A 19160-nucleotide genomic window follows, 5' to 3' on the forward strand; every position below is an offset into this window, starting at 1 on the left:
GCGCATCGAACGCGTTCCGGAACCCAGCGCTTCGCTCGATCAATTTGGACATTTTGACCCTTGAACGGCACTACCGCCACGGGGCGCCTTCTCGCAAAATTGGATTATTTCCACCGATACCTGCGGGATGGGAGCCCAAAATGCTTGATCGCCGTTCGTTACTTATCGCCGGAGCATCCTCGCTGGCAGGCATCATGCTGCCTCGCGTGCCGGGCAGCGCAAACGCCTTCATATTGCCGTTCGCGCCCACCGAAGCCTATGCCGACGAAGAAGACCCCTTCAAGGTGCTCGTTCTCTCGCGCACCATGTTTGGTGTGGTCGTGGTCGACGTCGCCAACAAGAATACGCCTATCGCAGGTGCCAAGGTCACGCTCACGTCGCGCTACGCCGCAGGCAAGCAGCTCGCCGCCACGACCGATGAAGAAGGCACGGCCATCTTTGAGGTCGCCCCTCTTTCGGAAGGTTACGTAGACGAGGCAACGCTCCTCGACGCATACGACTTTAACGGCGGCATCTCCATTAGCATGGCGGGCTACCGTGATGTCGAGATTCCCCTTGCGCGTATCCAGGGCGGCACCGCCATAACCGCACCCACACGTCCGCTCTCCGATGGCGAGCCGTACTTCCGCCAGCTCACGTTCGACGAATGGGACATCCAGTACGCCGACGCCACGTTTATGGCAATGCCAGCGGACGAAGCAGCAAACGACCAGCCCGACACGCACGCTTTTACCGTGCAGGCTCATCTGCCGCAGGGCGGGCAGGCAACATTGCATATCAATAAAGTGATGCCCGCTGCGGGCAGCTCACCCGAAACCGTCACGCAGATCGGCCAGATCAAGGCCAGCGCATCGGGCGCGGATAATCTGGCGACGTTCGCACTCGAAGACAAGTTTCTCGACGCGGCATCGGGCCTTCTGGAAGAAGGGTGCAAACTGCGCTTTGTCCTCGACTATCAGGGCAAAACCTACACGCTCTCATCCCCTATGGCCGTTGTCACCGCGCCGGCCGCAAAGGCGGAATCGGGCTCGACCACCATCATTCCCACCACCATGGACCAAGAGATCACTCCGTTTGATTTCCCCGCGGCGTTTCCCGGCATCGGCGGCAACAAGTTCACCTGCTGGATGCCCTCGTTCCCCATTCTGTTCGATTTCTCGTTTGCCGGGTACGTACTGTTTGGCGGAGGATACAAACCAGCCAGCTATATGAACGATTCGGGCAATCCTGATCCAGAGTACTGGAAGAAATCGCCGCGCGAGTCGGGCGCCAAGCAGGCAAACCGCTACCTCGACGAGATGGAGGGGAAGTGGAATCAGTACAAAAGTATGAGTGCCGGTTCGGGCACCGATCCAAGAAACACCAAGCTCCTTCGCCACCATTGCACGCCGCTGTTCACGATGGATATCGCCACACAGCTGTATGGATCGCTCGCCTACGATTGGGTGGGCAAAACCTGGGGTAACAACAACGACCCCGCATACGGCAATATTAAGGCCCTCTTCCAGGTAAGAACCGACCTCAACTGGACCGAACAGTTCACCTTGGGACCGGTGCCCTTTTTCCTAAACGTCAACCCCTGGGTGCTGGCGAAGCTGGCGCTCGCCGTGGGTGCCCACACGCACGGCAGCGGCGCGGCGTTTTTTAAAAACATATCGCTCGACTATTCAAACACCTCGGGCTCATTCACCATCCAAATCGGGCTCGCCGTCACCTTTGGCGCCGGCGTTGCAGGCGTCGCTTCGTCTGCCGTGCGCGGCGCCGCATCCCTCACGCTGTTCATTGGGTACGAGAAGGCAGATGGACACCAGCTTCCACGACTGCGTGTAGGTGCAGACGTCGATGTCGATGTGATACTCCAGTTCGTAATGTTCAAGTGGACCACCAAGGCTTGGTCGGGGTCGTGGCCCACACTCATCGATTCGTGGAATATGTCGGTGAACAATGGCGACCAGTATGTGCTCCAGCGCTCCGAGCTCGCATTGGGTGGAGATACGCCTTACCGCTTCGGCACGCCCGGCAACATCGAGGCGGGCGTGCCGCAATTTATCGCATCGGCCACCATCGTCACCAACGCCGAGCTGCTCGCACGCGCCGAGGTTAAGGCCACTGCCGTAAACGCCGCGTCTGTCGTGCGCGATTGGGATCAAGCGGTCACGCGCATTGAGCTCGAGGCGGATGCAGAAAGCGACGACACGGGACGGATCGAGCATTTCGTCCATGCACTGGTAGAGAACGACGAAAACGCCGCGCCGATGTATGAGTACGCCTACATCGGTCAGGCAACGAACGCCGTTGCTGACCCGAACGCCAATTCTGCCGGCGTGTCGGAGGACGAGCGTGGCGGCATAAAACCCTCGAGCGACAACGTGCTGTTTGCTGGCGTGCTCAGCGAAGCTCACATGAAGCTGGCAATGATTGCCGGCGTAGAATGCCTGTTCCGTATCGCCTCGGTGCGCTACGGCGACAATGGCCGCTCGCGCCTGGTGGTGCACACAAAGGCAAACGGCACGTGGTCCGCTCCCACGCCCGTGGACTTCCCCCTTGGGTTTGGCGAGGGCGACGTGGGGCGCGACGGCATATTCGATTACGACTTCGACGTCGTGGAATATACAGACGGGAGGGAAAACCAGGACGCCTACGTGCTGCTGGTCTCGGGCGAGCGCCCCGCCGGCGACAACACCCTTTTCGATACGGCGAGCACATCCGGCATACTGTCCGTTGTGCGCCTGCGCATAAGCAACGACGGAGTTCGCGTGATATCGCACACGTCGTGGCGCAGCATCTCGCGCGGCCGCCTTCAGGAGGATGGCTACCATTGCCTGCAGTGCCCGCGCATCACGGTAGGCAAGACGCTGGTCGACGGACGCCTGTCGGGTGCCTACCTCCACCGCCGCGGAACCACCGCAGAAAAGGCGCTCGGCAGCGAGGCCGAGGTTGCGCTGGAATGCTTTACCCTGTGGTCGGATGATTTGGGCGACAGCCTGACGTTCCGCCAAGTTCTTCGCTTTCCGCAGGCACCGTCGAGTATCGAGCTGAGCGAGCCCGAGAATATCAACGGCAAAATGGTGGTGCCCGTTGCGTACGAGACCGCAGACGGTTGCGGCTGCGCATCGTACGCCGTGATCGGCCAGTCCATTGCGGGCTGGGGCGTTATGCCACCAGACGCCACGGTGCCCCATGCGGTGCCGTGGCCACAACATTCGGGCTTTTTGGCCACCGTCAACGAGCAGCTGCAGCATATTACTTGGACGCGAGGCGCATCGGCATTTGCAACGCAGCCCGTGGGTGCCGCAGGCTGTGGCCCGGCATCGTTTAGCGTAAGCAACAACGGCAGGTGCGCGCTCTATGTAGAGAACACCGATGGCAAGGTGGGGCAAACCTACGACGAAGAAGGCAACCCGGTAGCAGTGATGGGCAAGCACTTCCGCATCTTCGCCAGCACCTTGGCAGGCGATCTGTTCACGGAGCCGTTCGTGATGTGCGAACTGGACCATCCCGTCGATCAGATAACGACATTTTTGACGTCGGGAGGCATGCTCTCCGCGCTCGCCACGCACATTGTGAGCGCGGAGAAGAGCGAGGCAGAGCTGCACGGCATCGAAGTGCCCTTGGTGGCGTGTGCCACTCCGACGGGCGCGGTCGCTACCTCAGGCGCGGTGGTGCCCGGAGCAGCAGGCGAATCCTTCATGGTCACGGTGCGAAACGACGGCAACACTTTGCTGACTGCCGGCACGATCGATCTGTACCGAGAGGGCTCCAGCCAACCGTTCTCCAGCGCATCCATCGGATTCGGAGCGAACGCACGCACGGCATCGATCTACGATCCGGAGCTTGCCGAAGATGCTTCGGCCAACGACATGGCACACGTGAAGTACGCGCCCGAGACGCTGGGCACACGTTTTGCAACGCACCCGCTGGTAGCCGACAACGGCAACGCCATGCTGGCACCGGGTTGCACGGCACAGTTCCGCATGAGCTTCGCCATCCCCGAGAGTTGGAGCGACGAAGTGGGCAAACGCGTAACGCTGTATGCGAAGGCGCGTAATCTGGTGGCGCTCGATCCCGTAACGCTCGAGGAGATCCGACCGGGCGCAAACTCGGCGCTGGGTGCCGTTCTGCACGAGCTTCATGTGCCCGACGCGGCATGCGAACGCTCAGAAGTGCAGGTCGGCGTATGCGACAGCGCGGATACGACAGGACTTCACGACGCCCCGATGACAGTAGACGGCGATGGTGGCTCAAGTGGCGGCGGTACTGACGAGGGCGGCGGCTCCGGCGGAAGCAGCTCCGGCAGTGGCAAGGACCACGGCAATAACAAGCGCTCCGGAAAAGCGGGCGCGCTTGCGGGCACGGGCGATGTCAACGCTCCCCTTACGGCAGCCGCTGCAGCACTCGCCGCGGCAGGCGCCGGCCTCGTCGCCTACAGCGCCCGCCGCACGGCATTCGAAAAAGACACCGCCGATGAGGTCAATTCGGATGAGCCTCGCTAGCTCCTAGTTGCTTTTACGAGAGACGCCGACTCGGCTCATCGAGCACCAAAAAGGGCTGGTTCTGGATACCCAGAGCCAGCCCATTACGCATTAGATGTCGCCAGCGGAGTCGAGTTCTGCCTCAATCTTGGCACGACGCTTTTTCGCCGTGAAGAACGATGCGCACAGGACAGCAAACGTGGCCGCGAAAATCGTCGCACCGCAGAACACGCCCGTGGCCAGGTTCGCCAACCAAAAGACGCTTTCGAGCGGTACGATCTGCGCCTCAGCGATACAGCGCATTGCGGCAATAACAAGCGCGAACGCGGCGCCGCTAAGACCGCTGACAAGCAGGAAATATCCAACAGGAAGATGCTCGGTTTGCCCAAAACGATTGGTATCGACATAGCCCTTCCGCGTTTGCAGTCCTGCGCAAATCAACATCACGAGAACGAGCCACAAATACATGGCTGCCTCGAACGGCGTTGCAAAGCCGTGCGGCATTTCACTGGCGTCGCTGTGAACCCACGCAACCTGTCGAGCTATAAACTGGTAGAAAAAGATCATCAACATGCCAAACGAAAGCAGCACGAAACCAATCTTGTAGATCTTCGCGTTCTCAGCCTCCAGGCGTTCATCCTTTGGGCCGGCATATTCACGCCACTTTTGCACGATTGTCAGATCTTCAAATTTCATAGTGAACTCCTAAAGAGCATTAGGGTCGGCGTCGGTTTCGTCTTCCCAAAACAAGTCGTTCAACGTAACGCGCAGCGCCTTACAGATTGCCACGCACAAATTGAGCGTGGGGTTGTAGCCGCCCGCCTCGATAAGACCGATAGTCTGGCGCGTAACGCCCACGGTCTGGGCCAAGTCGGCTTGCGAAAGGCCAGCCGCCGCGCGCGCCGCCTTCATGCGGAGGTTCTTTTTGCCCGGCATGGAACTCCTTTCGTAGTAATGGACAAATATCCGTTGCAACATGACGGAAATATATTGCATCAATTATAAGATGTCAACTATATCTGTCATTATGGAAATCATGTTCGCCATCGCCATGTGGACATAACAATTTCGATTCGCTATTCAAACTTACTCGGACAGAACCGACTCGGTTTTGTCCGAGTAAACTCGAGCGTAAACTATCACTGTCCGCTATTCGACATCCGGCCCCTCCCCCATCAGCCATCGGGCGATGTCGACCACCTTAATCCCCTCATAATCAACAGCCTCGTGCTTTGTTCGCGCAATGACCATTTTGGGATACGCATCACGTATCGCAAGCAGGGGTGCCACTTCGCGTTCAAAAGTCTCCTGACGCGAAATGTCATCGCTAACTTGGATATACACTCGCTCATCGCGACGAATTGCCACGAAGTCGATTTCCTTCTTATAAAGCACCCCGACATAGATTTCCCAACCGCGTCTTAGGAGCTCTATGGCGACCATATTTTCATATACGTGCCCGAAGTCGAGCTTTTTAGTGCCCAGTTTTGCGTATCTGATTGCATGATCCGATAAATAGTATTTATCACCCGAAGTGAGGTACTTTTTACCGCCTACGTCATAGCGGCGCACTCGATAGAACGCAAAGGCCTGGCATAGATATCCGAGGTACTGGGCGAGCGTTGCCACGGAAACGCGTGTTCCGGCAGCATCCAGCGCAGCCACAATCCCGCTAACAGAAGATATGTTACCGATATTGTCCATTAGGAAATCGCATGCACGTTCTAATTGCACCTTGTTACGAACCCCATGCTTTTCTTCCACATCACGCAAAACCAAGACATCTAGCACGTTCGCAATATATCGATAGCGAGCTCGCTCGCTAGGATACAAATATGAGCCAGGCATTCCGCCCTCTCTCAAATATCGGTCAAGCGCTTCGTCCGGGTTATGAATTTCGTAATATATCGAAAACTCAAGCAAGGAAAACGGAAATACTTCGACCTCATATGTACGCCCGCGAAAAAGCGTCGCCAAATCACTCGAAAGCAAGAAAGCGTTGGAGCCAGTAACGTAGATATCGTATTTTCCCGATGCATGAAGACTATTGACCGCCTTTTCGAACCCAACGCAGGTTTGCACTTCATCGATCATCACAATGTTATCGAGACCCTCGCAATAGCTTTCCTCAACGTAGCGATGCAATGCTCGATAATCCGTTAGTTCCTCGAATTCGAGGAGATTGAAATTGATGCGGATAATATTGGCATTGGGGTCGACCTCACGAAAGCGATCGGCAAGAGCTTCCAGTAGAACAGATTTGCCGCACCTACGAATGCCGGTAATAACCTTGATGTCCGGCGTTCCCTTAGCGCCAAGAAGCGCTTCCATATATTGAGGACGTTCGATGATCTTCATATCTTCACCGTTCTATTAAATAAAAGCTCTCTTGATTCGTTTTCGTTTAATATATATCTGATTCTACTAAATGAAATCAAATATCTCTTGATTTTATTCAGCTATTTCTCCCAATAACGTAACATCAGTCAATATATCACGAACGATTGTTCGATGGATTTCGTGTTGGGTGGAATCGCCCAAGGGCTGGGCTATGCTACCTTGACTATCTATATGACTTAAACGCAGCAAAGGAGCACCGAGAGAGCGAGTATGGCAAAAAACACCGCAAACTATGGTAACGACAGTATCCGCCAGCTCAAGGACGAGGAGCGCGTACGCCTGCGCCCCGCCGTCATCTTTGGCTCGGACGGACTCGATGGCTGCGCGCATGCTGCCTTCGAGATCCTGTCCAACGCCGTTGACGAGGCGCGCCAGGGCTACGGCAAGCTCATCACCCTTACCGCCTTTCGCGATGGCTCCATTCAGGTAGAGGACAACGGCCGCGGCTGCCCACTCGACTGGAACCCTTCCGAGAAGCGCTTTAACTGGGAGCTCGTCTTTTGCGAACTCTACGCCGGCGGCAAATACAACAACAACCAGGGCGGCGACTACGACTTCTCGCTCGGCACCAACGGCCTGGGCTCGTGCGCGACCCAGTACGCCTCCGAGTACATGGACGTCACCGTCTGGCGTGACGGTAACAAGTACTCCTTACACTTTAAGAAGGGCAAGGTCGTCGGCGCCAAGAAGAAGGCGCTCGAGATTGAGCCCAGCGACGAGAACCGCACCGGTACCACCATCAAGTGGCGCCCCGATCTTGAGGTCTTTACCTCGATCAGCATTCCCCACGATTGGTATCGCGAGACCATGCGCCGCCAGGCCGTGGTCAACGCCAACGTTACCTTCCGCCTGCGCATCGAGGGCGACGATGGCGAGTTTTCCGAAGAGGACTTTTGCTACCCCAAGGGCATCGAGGACTACGTGCTCGAGAAGGTCGGTGCCGACTACCTCACCGAGCCCTTCTTTATCGAGGCCGACCGCCGCGGTCGCGACCGCGAGGACCTGCCCGACTACAACGTCAAGATTACCGCGTGCATGTGCTTCTCGCGCACCTTCATGATGCAGGAGTACTACCACAACTCGTCATGGCTCGAGAACGGCGGTTCGCCCGAGAAGGCGGCCCGCAGTGCTCTGACTAGCGCCATTGACGCCTACATCAAGCAACAGGGCAAGTACAACAAAAACGAGAGCGGCATCAAATGGCAGGACGTCCAAGACTGCCTGGTGCTGGTGACCAACTGTTTCTCCACCCAGACGTCCTACGAAAACCAGACTAAGAAGGCCATCAACAACCGCTTTATCCAGCAGGCCATGACTGCCTTCTTTAAGGAGCGCCTCTCGACCTACTTGATCGAGAACAAAGACGCTGCCAACAAGATCATGGAGCAGGTGCTCATCAACAAGCGTTCGCGCGAGAACGCCGAGAAGACGCGCCAGAGCATCAAAACCAACCTGCAGCAGAAGACCGACATGGCCAACCGCGTGCAGAAGTTCATCGATTGCCGCTCCAAGGACAAGGACCGTCGCGAGATCTACATCGTAGAGGGCGACTCGGCAGCAGGCGCCATCCGCACCTCGCGCGATGCCGAGTTCCAGGGCGTTATGCCCGTCCGCGGTAAGATCCTCAACTGCCTAAAGGAAGATTATCCGCGCATCTTTAAGTCCGACATCATCATGGACCTCATGCGCGTGCTGGGCTGCGGTGTGGAGATCAAAGACAAGCGCATCAAGAACCTCGGTGCCTTTGACCTGGACAACCTCAACTGGAACAAGGTCATCATCTGTACGGACGCCGACGTCGACGGTTATCACATCCGCACGCTCGTGCTCACCATGCTCTACCGCCTGGTGCCCACACTTATCGACGAGGGCTACGTCTATATCGCCGAGTCGCCGCTCTACGAGATCAACTGCAAAGAGAAGACCTACTTTGCCTACACCGAGCTCGAGAAGAACGGCATCCTCAAGGAGATCGGCGACCAGAAGTGTTCCATCAACCGCTCCAAGGGTCTTGGTGAGAACGATCCGGACATGATGTGGCTCACCACCATGAACCCCGAGACGCGCCGCCTGATCAAGGTGGAGCCCGAGGACGTCACCAAGATGGAGACCATGTTCAACCTGTTGCTGGGCAACGACGAGGCGGGCCGTAAGCGCCATATCTCCGAGCACGGCAAGGAATACCTGGACCAGCTGGACCTGCAGTAGCAGCAAATCGATAACGACGGCCCATAAGAAGTTCAAGAGGAAATCGTGGCAAAGAAGAAGACGAAGAACCAGCCAAAGAAAAAGCAGGTCAACGCCGAGAACGTCATCAGCCTGCACTCCGAGGTCACCGACCAGCCGATCACGCAGACGCTCGAGGTCAACTACATGCCCTACGCCATGAGCGTCAACGTCTCGCGTGCATTCCCCGAGATTGACGGCTTTAAGCCCTCGCACCGCAAGCTGCTCTACACCATGTACAAGATGGGTCTGCTCAAGGGCGAGCGCCAAAAAAGCGCCAACATCGTGGGCCAGACCATGAAGCTCAACCCGCACGGCGATGCCGCGATCTACGAGACGATGGTGCGCCTGGCCACCGGCAACGAGGCGCTGCTCGCCCCCTTCGTGGAGTCGAAGGGCAACTTTGGCAAATACTATTCGGGCGACCTGAGCTACGCCGCCTCGCGTTATACCGAGGCCAAGCTCTCCCCCATTAGCGCCGAGATCTTCAAGGACATCGACAAGGACCCGGTCGACTTCGTCGACAGCTACGACGGCGCCATGAAGGAGCCGCGCCTGCTGCCCACCACGTTCCCCAACATCCTCGTCTCGGCCAACAAGGGTATCGGCGTCGCCATGGCATCCGATATCTGCGGTTTCAACCTCAACGAGGTCTGTACCGCCACAATGCATTACCTGCAGGATCCCGACTGCGACCTGCTCGAGTACATGCCCATGCCCGACTTCTCGACCGGCGGCGAAATTATCTACCGCCGCGAGGAGATGGAAAAGATTATCGAGACCGGCCTCGGCAGCTTCCAGATCCGCTCCCGCTGGCGCTGGATTCCCGAAGAGCGCATCATCGAGGTTTACGAGATCCCCTACACCACCAAGACCGATGTCATTATCGAGCGCATCGTCAAGCTCTCCAAAGAGGGCAAGGTCAAGGAGATCGCAGACATTCGCGACGAGACCGACCTCTCGGGCCTGCGCATCGCTATCGACCTTAAGCGCGGCGTCGACCCCGACAAGCTCATGGCGAAGCTCTATCGCTCGACCACGCTGCAGGATTCGTTCTCGTGCAACTTTAACGTGCTGGTCGACGGCTATCCCCGCGTTATGGGCGTGCGCCAGATCCTGCACGAGTGGGTCAAGTGGCGTATTGAGTCCACGCGTCGCCGCATTAACTTTGACCTGGGCAAAAAGTCCGAGCGTCTGCACCTGCTGCACGGCCTCGAGGCTATTCTGCTCGACATCGACAAGGCGATCGCCATCATCCGCGGCACCAAGCTCGAAGCCGAGGTCGTGCCCAACCTTATGAAGGGTTTCGACATCGACGAGACCCAGGCCGAGTTTGTCGCCGAGCTCAAGCTCCGCAACATCAACGAGGAATACATCCTCAACCGCACCAAGGACATCGCCAAGCTCGAGGGCGGGATTGCCGAGCTTGAGGAGACCCTCTCCAGCGAAGAGAACATCAAGAAGGTCATCAGCGACGAGCTGGCCGCGGTCAACAAGAAGTACGTGATGCCGCGCCGCACGGGCAGGATCGAGCCCCATGAGGTTATCGAGGTAAGCTTGGAGCCCGAGGTCGAGGAATACCCGGTCACCATCATGCTCTCGCGCGATGGCTACCTTAAGAAGATGACGGACCGCGTGCTCAAGAAGGCGACCACGCTCAAGTACAAGGACGGCGACAAACCCTTTATCGAGCTCCCGTCCTCCAACACCCACGAGCTGTTGGTCTTTACCAACAAGAGCCAGGTGTACAAGTGCAAGGTTGCAGCGTTTGAGGGCACCAAGTCGGCCCAGCTGGGCTCGTACCTGCCGACCGATCTTGAGATGGAACCCGACGAGAGCGTCATCTGGGTCATCGACCCCGAGGATTACAAGGCCGACGTGCTGTTTGTCTTTGAGAACGGCCGCGTGGTGCGCGTCGCGCTTTCTGGATACGTCACCAAGACCAACCGCAAGCGCCTCAAGAACGCCATCTACGGTGGCAGCAAGCTGCTGTATGCCCAGGTGCTCAAGGAAGATCGCGACATCGCGCTGGTCTCGAGCGACTATCGTTTGATGAACTTCAACACGTCGCTGCTCAAGACCAAGACGACCACCAACACGCAGGGCGTCCAGGCCTTTACCGCCAAGAAGGGTCGCTCGGTCACCACCGTCGGCACGACCGAGGAGATTCTTGGCGCCGGCGTCTCAGCCGAGAAGTTCACCGCGCAGAGCCTCCCCTCAGCCGGTGCCCTCATGAAAGAAAACGACATGCCGAGTCTGTTTGACTAAAACAACGGTGGCCAAACCGTCATGGTTTTACAAAGCAGCGGGGCCCGGAGCGCAGCAACATCGCGCTCCGGGGCCCCGCTCGTTGCAACGTATATCATATGCCCCACACGGGAATCGCTTGGACATCCTTGGTAATAAGGTATGGATCCGGGGTTTGACAGACAACGTGTCCAAACCCAATTTCATAGCCGGTCAGGCCCTCGAGACAGGAAAAATTCTTTACTGCATCTTTGCCCACCGTGGCTGACATCTTCACCTCGACGGGATGGAGAATATGGCCCTCTTGAATGAGCAAATCAATTTCGCGCTTCTTTTGGTCTCGATAGAACCATACGTCGCGAAGGCTCTTCCCCGCGTTCATAAAGCTCTTCAAAATTTCCGAGACAACGAACGTCTCAAATATATGCCCCGCCGCGGCCCCGTTGCGCAATTGCTCCGGCGTTATCCACCTCGTTAGATGACAAACAAGACCTGTATCCATAAAGAATATCTTAGGGGTCTTGGTCAGACGCTTATCGACATTAGGCCAAAAGGGCTCGACAATCCGAACGATGTTCGACGCCTGCAAAACCGAGAGCCAAGCCTTCACCGTCTTACGGTCGACGTCAACGGTGTTTCCAATATCGGTGGCATTTAACAGTTGCCCCGTTCTCGCTGCGCACGCGACCATAAAGCTGTAGAACTTCGCCTCATCCTTCACGTTTACAAGATCGCGAACATCGCGTTCGAGATATGCGGCAACGTAGTCGGAATAATAGGAGTCCCAATCGATATTTGGGTCTTGCAGTTCGGGCATCGAACCCCTATGGATGATGTTCCAAATATTTCCCGAAGACATCTTAGAGGCCAAGGAAACCTTTTTGGGGATATACGGACGAGGGCCCTGGGAACCACCAACAAGCTCTCGCAAGCTTAAAGAGGGCATCTCCAGAATTCTAATCCTCCCCGCCAAAGATTCGCTCACCCCTTTCATGAGGTGATATGTCTGGGATCCCGTGAGGACGATTCGGCCCTTCTCCTCTGATTGATCGACAACCCACTTCACCGGAGAAAAAAGCTCAGGCACGCGCTGAATCTCATCAATGATGATCGGCAAATCATGAGACTCGAAAAACAGGGCGGCATCCTCTTTTGCAAGAAGATAATCCCGCGGGTTCTCCATCGAAACATAGTCGAATCGGTCGCCTAGATGTTGCTTGAGAACCGTCGTCTTCCCAACTTGGCGCGCTCCGGTCACCAGGACAACTTTTCCCTGTCCCAGCATCGAATCTATCGTCTGTTCAATTTCGCGCTCGATGTACATAGAATCGCCTCCCGTTATGGAGCCTATTATCTCGTACAAACGTTAATTGGTCAAAATCGGGAGTGCTACTCCCGATTTTCACTCACAATCTTCTGCCTGATTCTGGATCCAGCAGGGTCTCGGAGATCGCCAAGCGTATGGGCGTCGCCAGCAACTATGCAAGCCAGTACAAGCGCCGCCTCCTCGAGGACGGCGTTATCGGGAAACGTGGACGTGGCCTCGTCGGCTTCGACATCCCCGCGTTCAGGGAATTCTTGAGCGAGAAGGCGTTTTAGCACACCGGAATTGTCCGCTGGGGCATCGACGCATGGCAATCAGCATTCCTCTTGATAAGGACAGCAAGCATTTCCACCAACACCGATCGCCATGCGTTCTTCTTACCCTTAGGCGAGCTTGCGGGCGAGCTCGCGCACCTCTTCCAGCTTGGGCGAGGAGGCCATGCTGTCGCGCTCGGTCTCATTGCCTGATAACTCCTCAACTGTCTTGATTCTCTCTCCGAGAATTGAACAGCAAATCGTTGGCCGCAAAGTGTCGACTGTGGGAAAATTAACTAGAGCTTTCTCCTACTCGCGTGAGCGTTCGCGTGTATGAGCCTGGCCGAATCGGGCAGGCGCAATATAGATCCACGGAAACCGGCCTACGAACAAGGAGCGCCTTATGTATGGACAGCATGTTGCACCGCAAACCCATTACAAACGCACTGGCCTGTCTATCCGCAACGTCAAGCTTCATGCAGGCGCCAGAGTCGTTGCCTTCGGAGTAAGCATTCTTATGGCAGGGCAGCTTTTGCTACCCTGCGCAGCACTAGCGACCGAAATGCCCGAGCCCGATGTCGCAACACCCATCACCTGCGACGAAGTCAACGCGGAAGGCAGTCTCACAGCAACCACCGTCGATCATTACTACGATTTGGAGCTACCCCCTGCTTTCGAGTTGGTCCAGAACGAGGCTCTTGTATACGATTTTCCCGACAAACCCGAGGACTTCATCTACGGGCTTAACGACACCGTCCACCTCTTCAAGATCGACACCGATACCGAAAGCCTTATAAAAACCGAGAACCCCAAAGAGGCCAGTCTCTCTATTGCCCTGACTATGATCGACAATCACGTTAGAGCAACCGTAGTCTTTACAGGCAGTTACGCCGACGACCAAATCCCTTACAGGCTGAACCTCAACAGCTCAACCTACCTTGGCACACACGTTGACCGTGACTTCGACAGCGGGCAGGGGATTATGCACGAGACGCGGCACGAGTACTACATCCGTTACGTCTTCGACAGTGACGTGCACTTGTTTGCAACCGATACGAGCGGTTCCAAACCCGAACCGGAAACCAAGCCCGAGCCCACACCGCAGCCCAATGCAAAAAAGCCCACGGCAAATCCCGTTTCCACCAAGGCAGTAGCGGCGGTTAAACCAGCCGGGGCCACCCTACCCGCGACGGGCGACAACGGTGCGATGGCAGCCGCCCTGAGTGTTGCAGGTGCTGTAGTTGCGGCAGTTGGCATTTCTGCAACAAGGCGTCGCAACCGCTAGCCAGCATTTCGTACCCCGCAGACAGCGCTCTATCCCCGCTCCGATGAGCTTTACTCACCGAGAAGTTTCTTCCCAACGGAAATGAGCTTTTTCCAACGGTCGCTTTCACGCCATCGACGCCCCGCGAAACCGACGAAACAGACTGTGCCGAACCGCCATCGAGCTCTGCCCCATCGCAAACAGCGTCGACGGCGTCTTCTGGCAACATTTTTGGTCGCCATAGCTCCGATTCGGCAGGGCCCAGTCTCCGCTCGATCTCGAGCAAGACTTGTAAGGAGTCCACAGTCAAGATCAACTACGGAAATCGTGACGAGCCGATACCGCTCGCAAGCCTCCTTCGGAATAGGTGCTGAGCAGTTCCTGGGCATGGGCGAACTCGGGTCCCCGCCTCCAACCGAGCAGGCGGTTGACCGCGAGATTTCCCTGAACGCTGTGGACAAAGAGCAGATAAGCGTCCTCACGCGAAAGCCCGGTCTTCTCCATAATCGAGGGAACCATCTGCTCTGTTCCGCACTCGATGACGCGCTGCGCCACGCGGGCGTACGCGTCGTCATCCGAGTAGAGCAGATAATAGTCATCGTTTGCCGGCGGGCGTTGGCAAAGGGCTCCCGACCCCGTCCCCTCGAGCGGAGGTGCCGCCGCCAGGGCCTCATCGATAAGCGCATCGAGCAGCGAAAACTTGTCCTCGTAATGCAGATAGAACGTACCGCGGTTGATATCCGCGCGACGGCAGATATCCGCCACCGTCATCTTTGCGAAGCCGACCTCGGCCAGCAGCGCAAAGAACGCCTCCCGTATGACCGAGAGCGTATAGCGTCGGCGACGATCGACCTTCCCCGCTTCCATGGCTCCTCCAATTGCAACGCTCAACAATGCCCAGCAAACGTTCGTTTATCGACAGCGCTTTGAAGCTGTTCATTGCTCTCGCATAAATCAACATGGATACTTTTTATAGACACCTGTCTATAATAGCCGAAAGAAGGTATCCAGTGACTCTGTACGAGCAGCTCGTTATCGAGCTCACCAACCGGTCGTTTTCCCATCAGGCAGCCTACCGCGGCGGTGGCACGCCCTACGACCTGAGTGACCGCGAGCCCAAGCCCTACGACCAGCAGATCAAGGACTTTGTCCGCATGGTCGAGGAGGCCGATTGCGTGCTTGTGGGCGGTGCCTCCGGTCTCTCCGCGGCGGGCGGCGGCGACTTCTACTACGAGGACAACGCGACCTATCGCAGGCATTTCGGCAAGTTCGCCGAGCGTTACGGTTTCAAGGGCGCTTTCGAGGGCTCATTCTACCGCTGGCCCACCGCCGAGGCGCGCTGGGGTTATCTTGCCACCTTCCTCGACACCACGCTCAACGCCCCGCTGCGCCAGCCCTACAAGGACCTCGACGCTATTCTTGCCGAGAAGGACTTCTTTGTGCTCACCACCAACCAGGACACGCAGTTCGTAAAGATCTACCCCTGGGAGAAGGTGGCGGAGATCCAGGGTGATCACCGCTTCTTCCAGTGCTCCCGCTGCTGCACCGATGACGTATGGGATGCGACCGAGCCCGTCTCCCGCATGATCGAGGCCATGGGAGACGACCTAGAGGTTCCGCCGCAGCTCGTGCCGCACTGCCCGCACTGCGGTGCCGAGGCGTTCCCTTGGGTTCGCGGTTACGGCAACTTTCTGCAAGGCGAGCTCTACGAGGAGCAGTACCGCAAGGTCTCCGATTGGCTCGACGCGCACGCAGATCAGAAGATACTTTTCCTTGAACTGGGCGTGGGCCGCATGACGCCTGCGTTTATCCAGGAGCCGTTCTGGGCTCTCACGGCGCAGTTGCCGCAGGCGAGCTACATCGCCGTGAACAATCAGACGCAGTTTCTCCCCCGCACGATCGAGGACCGAGGCATGGCGATCCGCGCCGACATCGCCGACGTGCTCGCCGACGTTCGCAAGACGCTGGGAAGGTAGCGCATGGAAGCGGCAAAAGCGGCTCGCATCGGCCGGGCGCTTGCCGAGGCGGATCTGATCGTCATCGGCGCCAGCAACGGGCTCGACATGGCGGAGGGGCTCAACCTCTTCCGCGCCGATGATCATTTTTGGGAGGCGTACGGGGACCTCGCCCAGGCCGACGTCATCAGCTGCATACTGCAGGGGCTCGCCTCCCCAGATGCAAACGTACGACGTCGATGGGCCGAGCGATTCCATCAAAAGGAGCATCTCGAATATGAGCCCAGCCCGCTCATGAACACGCTGCGGCGTCTTACGGAGCATGTGGACTCTTTCGTGATCACCTGCAATATCGACGGGCATTTTGCTCGCGCAGGGTTCGACGAGAACCGCGTGCTCGAGACGGAGGGGAGCACGCGCACGTCGATCGACGAGCTGCGTCTCGCTCATCCAGACGCCATCGCCGCGGCCCAGCTCGAAGAGCTTGCGCGCCTTGTGCGAACCCATCGCAACGACAGGGTTGCCATCCTCGAGCTTGGCGTGGGGCTGCACAACGGCGTCATAAAGCGCATGCTCGCTCAGATCGCAAACACCTGCGAGCACACCACCTATATCGTGTTCAACTACAACCAGGCCATGGCGCCCGATGCTTCACGTGAGACCATTCTCGTTGATGGCGATATGGCACCGGCTTTTGAGGAGGTCGTTCGATGCCGTCTCTAGAAAGAGCAGCAGATAGGCTTCGAAGCCTTATTGCCGATGCCGACACCATCGTCGTCGGCATCGGCTCGGGCATGTCGAGCGCCGCCGGGTTCAACCATTACAACCACGCGGGCATGGCGCGCGCCGGAATGGATGACTGGCAGCAGGCATTTGGCTTTAAGAGCCTTTTCGACGGCTTCTACCACCTCTACCCCAGCCTCGAGCAGCAATGGGCCTACTACGCGCGATACATCGATTTCATGCTGCGCGAGCCGGCCTCTCAGCCCTATCTCGACCTGCGTTCCCTCATCGGCCACAAGGACTACTTTATCCTGAGCACCAACGTGGACACCCAGGTCGAGAAGACGTTTCCCGCCGAGAGAGTCTGCAACTACCAGGGAAGCTTCGCGCATCTTCAGTGCAGGCAGCCATGCTGCGATGAGCTCTTTGACGCGAGCCCCTACGTTGAGCGCATGCTCGCCGGCATGACGGGGTTCGAGATTCGCAGCGAGGATATTCCCCGATGCCCGCACTGCGGCTGGCAGCTTGTGCCGTGGGTGCGCGACGACACGTTTTTGCAGGGTAAGGCATGGCGCGAGAGTCTCGAACGATACGAGCGCTTTGTGAGCGAGCGCGGCAATGGCCGCGTGCTGTTGCTGGAGCTCGGCGTGGGCGAAATGACCCCTGGCATCATCACGCTCCCGTTCTGGAGCATGACCGCAAAGCTGCCGGATGCGCACCTGTTGAGCGTCAACATCTCGAACGGCTCGGCTCCGCTGCAGCTCGGAAGCAAGGCAGAGGCAATTCAGGCCGATTTGGGCGCGCTGCTCTCGGCGGCACAGCAACGCGACGGGTAGCGCGGCGAGGCTTAAGCCTCTTTGTTAGTCGTTTTGAGATATTCCTCATCACCCACAGGCTCCAACCACTCGTTGGAGGTCTCCTCGCCCGGAACCTCCAACGCGAGATGCGAGAACCAGCTGTCGGGCGCGGCGCCGTGCCAGTGCTTCACCCCCGGGGCGATGTTGACCACGTCGCCGGGGCGCAGCTCCTGTGCCGGCTTGCCCCACTCCTGGTAAAACCCTCGGCCAGCCACGCAGACGAGGATCTGTCCGCCACCGCTTTTGGCGTGATGGATATGCCAGTTGTTGCGGCAGCCGGGCTCAAACGTCACGTTGTAGACGCCGACCTGCTCGGTGGAAAGGGGCACGAGGTAGCTTTGACCGATAAAGAACTTCGCGAAGGCGTCGTTGGGGGCACCGATGGGGAAAACCATCTCGTTTTGGTGCTGAGCCTTTGCGTCGGCGGCATCGTCGTCCGCCCAGGCCTCCTTCGCCATGCGGAAGGCAGCCCACGCCTTGGGCCAACCCGCATAAAACGCTGTATGCGTAAGGATCTCCGCTATCTCCGCCTTGGTCACGCCGTTGTTCTTTGCGGACGTCAGGTGATATTTGAACGAAGAGTCCGTCAGCCCCTGCGACATCAGGGCAACCAACGTCACCACGCTGCGGTCGCGCAGGGAGAGCTCGCTCTCTCGGCTCCACACCTCGCCGAACAGCACGTCGTCGTTGAGCTGTGCGAATTTGGGAGCGAACTCCCCCAGGGCGTCTCTGCCTGCCGTCTGTTTAACTGCCATGATCGATTTCCTCCTGTCGATGGTATTAGGCACAAATCTGCTTCCGCGCTGCCAAGCAGTCCGGCTAGATTCCCATGCTCATTCGTCGCGCCTGCTCCAGAGCGGGATGCCCGGCAATTTCGCCCACGCCGCTCACGCCGCCGGCGAATACCGTTCCAGCGAGCGTGCAGCGGGAGAAACAGTCAACCCATCCCTGCACTGCCTTTTTCGCGCCGTCGAAGGTCGAGCGCCCGTTCTCCGCCGCCGTCGCCAACAGATATGCCTCGGTGAATGCATAATCGGAGCCAAAAAGCGGGTTGGCGCGGTCCAGCATGGTCTTGAGCTGACCACAAACGCTGTAGTAATAGACGGGCGTTGCGAACACCAGAACATCGGCGTCGTGCATCTTGGCGGCAATTTCCACGGCATCGTCTTGGATGACGCAACGCCCCAGCTTTAAGCAGGCAAGGCAGCCCCTGCAGAAGCCCATTTGCTTCATGCGCAGACGCACGGTCTCAACGCTGTGACCTGCCTCCCGCGCGCCGTTGGCGAAAGCCTCCGCCAGCGTCTCCGAATTGCCATTCTTTCGTGGACTTGAAGAAACTATCAAAACCGTTTTGCCCATTACGGAACACCCCTTGCGCTCCCGATTTACATTGACGAGAATGAAGGTAATACCTAAACCTGACTTTAGGTCAAGGAAT

General features: G+C 57.7%; 14 protein-coding genes. 7 read left to right on the forward strand and 7 right to left on the reverse strand.

What is annotated here, in order from left to right:
- Window positions 1-140 precede the first annotated feature (140 nt).
- A complete protein-coding gene (locus I2H81_RS02945; RefSeq protein ID WP_195644485.1) occupies window positions 141-4493 on the forward strand; it encodes a hypothetical protein in 4353 nt (1450 codons plus the stop codon).
- A gap of 90 nt (window positions 4494-4583) precedes the next feature.
- On the opposite strand, the gene I2H81_RS02950 is transcribed toward I2H81_RS02945, so the two are convergent.
- From I2H81_RS02950 to I2H81_RS02960, 3 genes are all read right to left on the reverse strand, one after another.
- Window positions 4584-5168 (reverse strand): hypothetical protein, encoded by a 585-nt coding sequence (locus I2H81_RS02950; RefSeq protein WP_195644486.1) that lies wholly within the window; start codon window positions 5166-5168, stop codon window positions 4584-4586.
- A 9-nt stretch (window positions 5169-5177) separates the two neighbouring features.
- Window positions 5178-5408: a helix-turn-helix transcriptional regulator gene (locus I2H81_RS02955; protein ID WP_195644487.1), complete on the reverse strand. Its 231-nt coding sequence runs from the start codon at window positions 5406-5408 to the stop codon at window positions 5178-5180.
- Between the two features lie 213 nt (window positions 5409-5621).
- Window positions 5622-6830, reverse strand: a complete 1209-nt coding sequence (locus tag I2H81_RS02960) for an ATP-binding protein (RefSeq protein WP_195644488.1) — start codon at window positions 6828-6830, stop codon at window positions 5622-5624.
- A 252-nt stretch (window positions 6831-7082) separates the two neighbouring features.
- Between I2H81_RS02960 and I2H81_RS02965 the strand changes: the two genes are divergently transcribed.
- On the forward strand, window positions 7083-9080 hold the full coding sequence (locus I2H81_RS02965; RefSeq protein ID WP_117854849.1) for a DNA gyrase/topoisomerase IV subunit B: 1998 nt from the start codon (window positions 7083-7085) through the stop codon (window positions 9078-9080).
- A 45-nt stretch (window positions 9081-9125) separates the two neighbouring features.
- A complete protein-coding gene (locus I2H81_RS02970; RefSeq protein WP_195644489.1) occupies window positions 9126-11366 on the forward strand; it encodes a DNA gyrase subunit A in 2241 nt (746 codons plus the stop codon).
- Between the two features lie 94 nt (window positions 11367-11460).
- On the opposite strand, the gene I2H81_RS02975 is transcribed toward I2H81_RS02970, so the two are convergent.
- Window positions 11461-12669 (reverse strand): ATP-binding protein, encoded by a 1209-nt coding sequence (locus I2H81_RS02975; RefSeq protein WP_195404655.1) that lies wholly within the window; start codon window positions 12667-12669, stop codon window positions 11461-11463.
- A 657-nt stretch (window positions 12670-13326) separates the two neighbouring features.
- Here I2H81_RS02975 and I2H81_RS02980 point away from each other — a divergent pair.
- The gene (locus tag I2H81_RS02980; RefSeq protein ID WP_195644490.1) at window positions 13327-14208 is read left to right on the forward strand and encodes an LPXTG cell wall anchor domain-containing protein; all 882 of its coding nucleotides are present in this window, start codon (window positions 13327-13329) and stop codon (window positions 14206-14208) included.
- Between the two features lie 291 nt (window positions 14209-14499).
- Here I2H81_RS02980 and I2H81_RS02985 read toward each other — a convergent pair whose 3' ends face one another.
- On the reverse strand, window positions 14500-15054 hold the full coding sequence (locus tag I2H81_RS02985; protein ID WP_195644491.1) for a TetR/AcrR family transcriptional regulator: 555 nt from the start codon (window positions 15052-15054) through the stop codon (window positions 14500-14502).
- A gap of 143 nt (window positions 15055-15197) precedes the next feature.
- Here I2H81_RS02985 and I2H81_RS02990 point away from each other — a divergent pair, with 143 nt between their 5' ends.
- From I2H81_RS02990 to I2H81_RS03000, 3 genes are read left to right on the forward strand one after another with little or no spacing between them, the layout of a single operon-like run.
- On the forward strand, window positions 15198-16163 hold the full coding sequence (locus tag I2H81_RS02990; protein WP_195644492.1) for an SIR2 family NAD-dependent protein deacylase: 966 nt from the start codon (window positions 15198-15200) through the stop codon (window positions 16161-16163).
- A gap of 3 nt (window positions 16164-16166) precedes the next feature.
- Window positions 16167-16865, forward strand: a complete 699-nt coding sequence (locus I2H81_RS02995; RefSeq protein ID WP_195644493.1) for an SIR2 family NAD-dependent protein deacylase — start codon at window positions 16167-16169, stop codon at window positions 16863-16865.
- Window positions 16853-17701, forward strand: coding sequence for an SIR2 family NAD-dependent protein deacylase (locus I2H81_RS03000; protein WP_195644494.1), 849 nt, complete (start codon window positions 16853-16855; stop codon window positions 17699-17701). Before I2H81_RS02995 ends, I2H81_RS03000 begins: the two co-directional genes overlap by 13 nt.
- An 11-nt stretch (window positions 17702-17712) precedes the next feature.
- On the opposite strand, the gene I2H81_RS03005 is transcribed toward I2H81_RS03000, so the two are convergent.
- Complete coding sequence (locus I2H81_RS03005; protein ID WP_195644495.1) at window positions 17713-18477, reverse strand: carboxymuconolactone decarboxylase family protein; 765 nt, start codon at window positions 18475-18477, stop codon at window positions 17713-17715.
- Between the two features lie 64 nt (window positions 18478-18541).
- Window positions 18542-19081, reverse strand: a complete 540-nt coding sequence (locus I2H81_RS03010; RefSeq protein WP_195644496.1) for a flavodoxin family protein — start codon at window positions 19079-19081, stop codon at window positions 18542-18544.
- Between the last annotated feature and the right edge of the window lie 79 nt (window positions 19082-19160).

Origin of the sequence: Collinsella aerofaciens (assembly GCF_015561195.1) — a bacterium.
Taxonomy (GTDB): domain Bacteria; phylum Actinomycetota; class Coriobacteriia; order Coriobacteriales; family Coriobacteriaceae; genus Collinsella; species Collinsella aerofaciens_AC.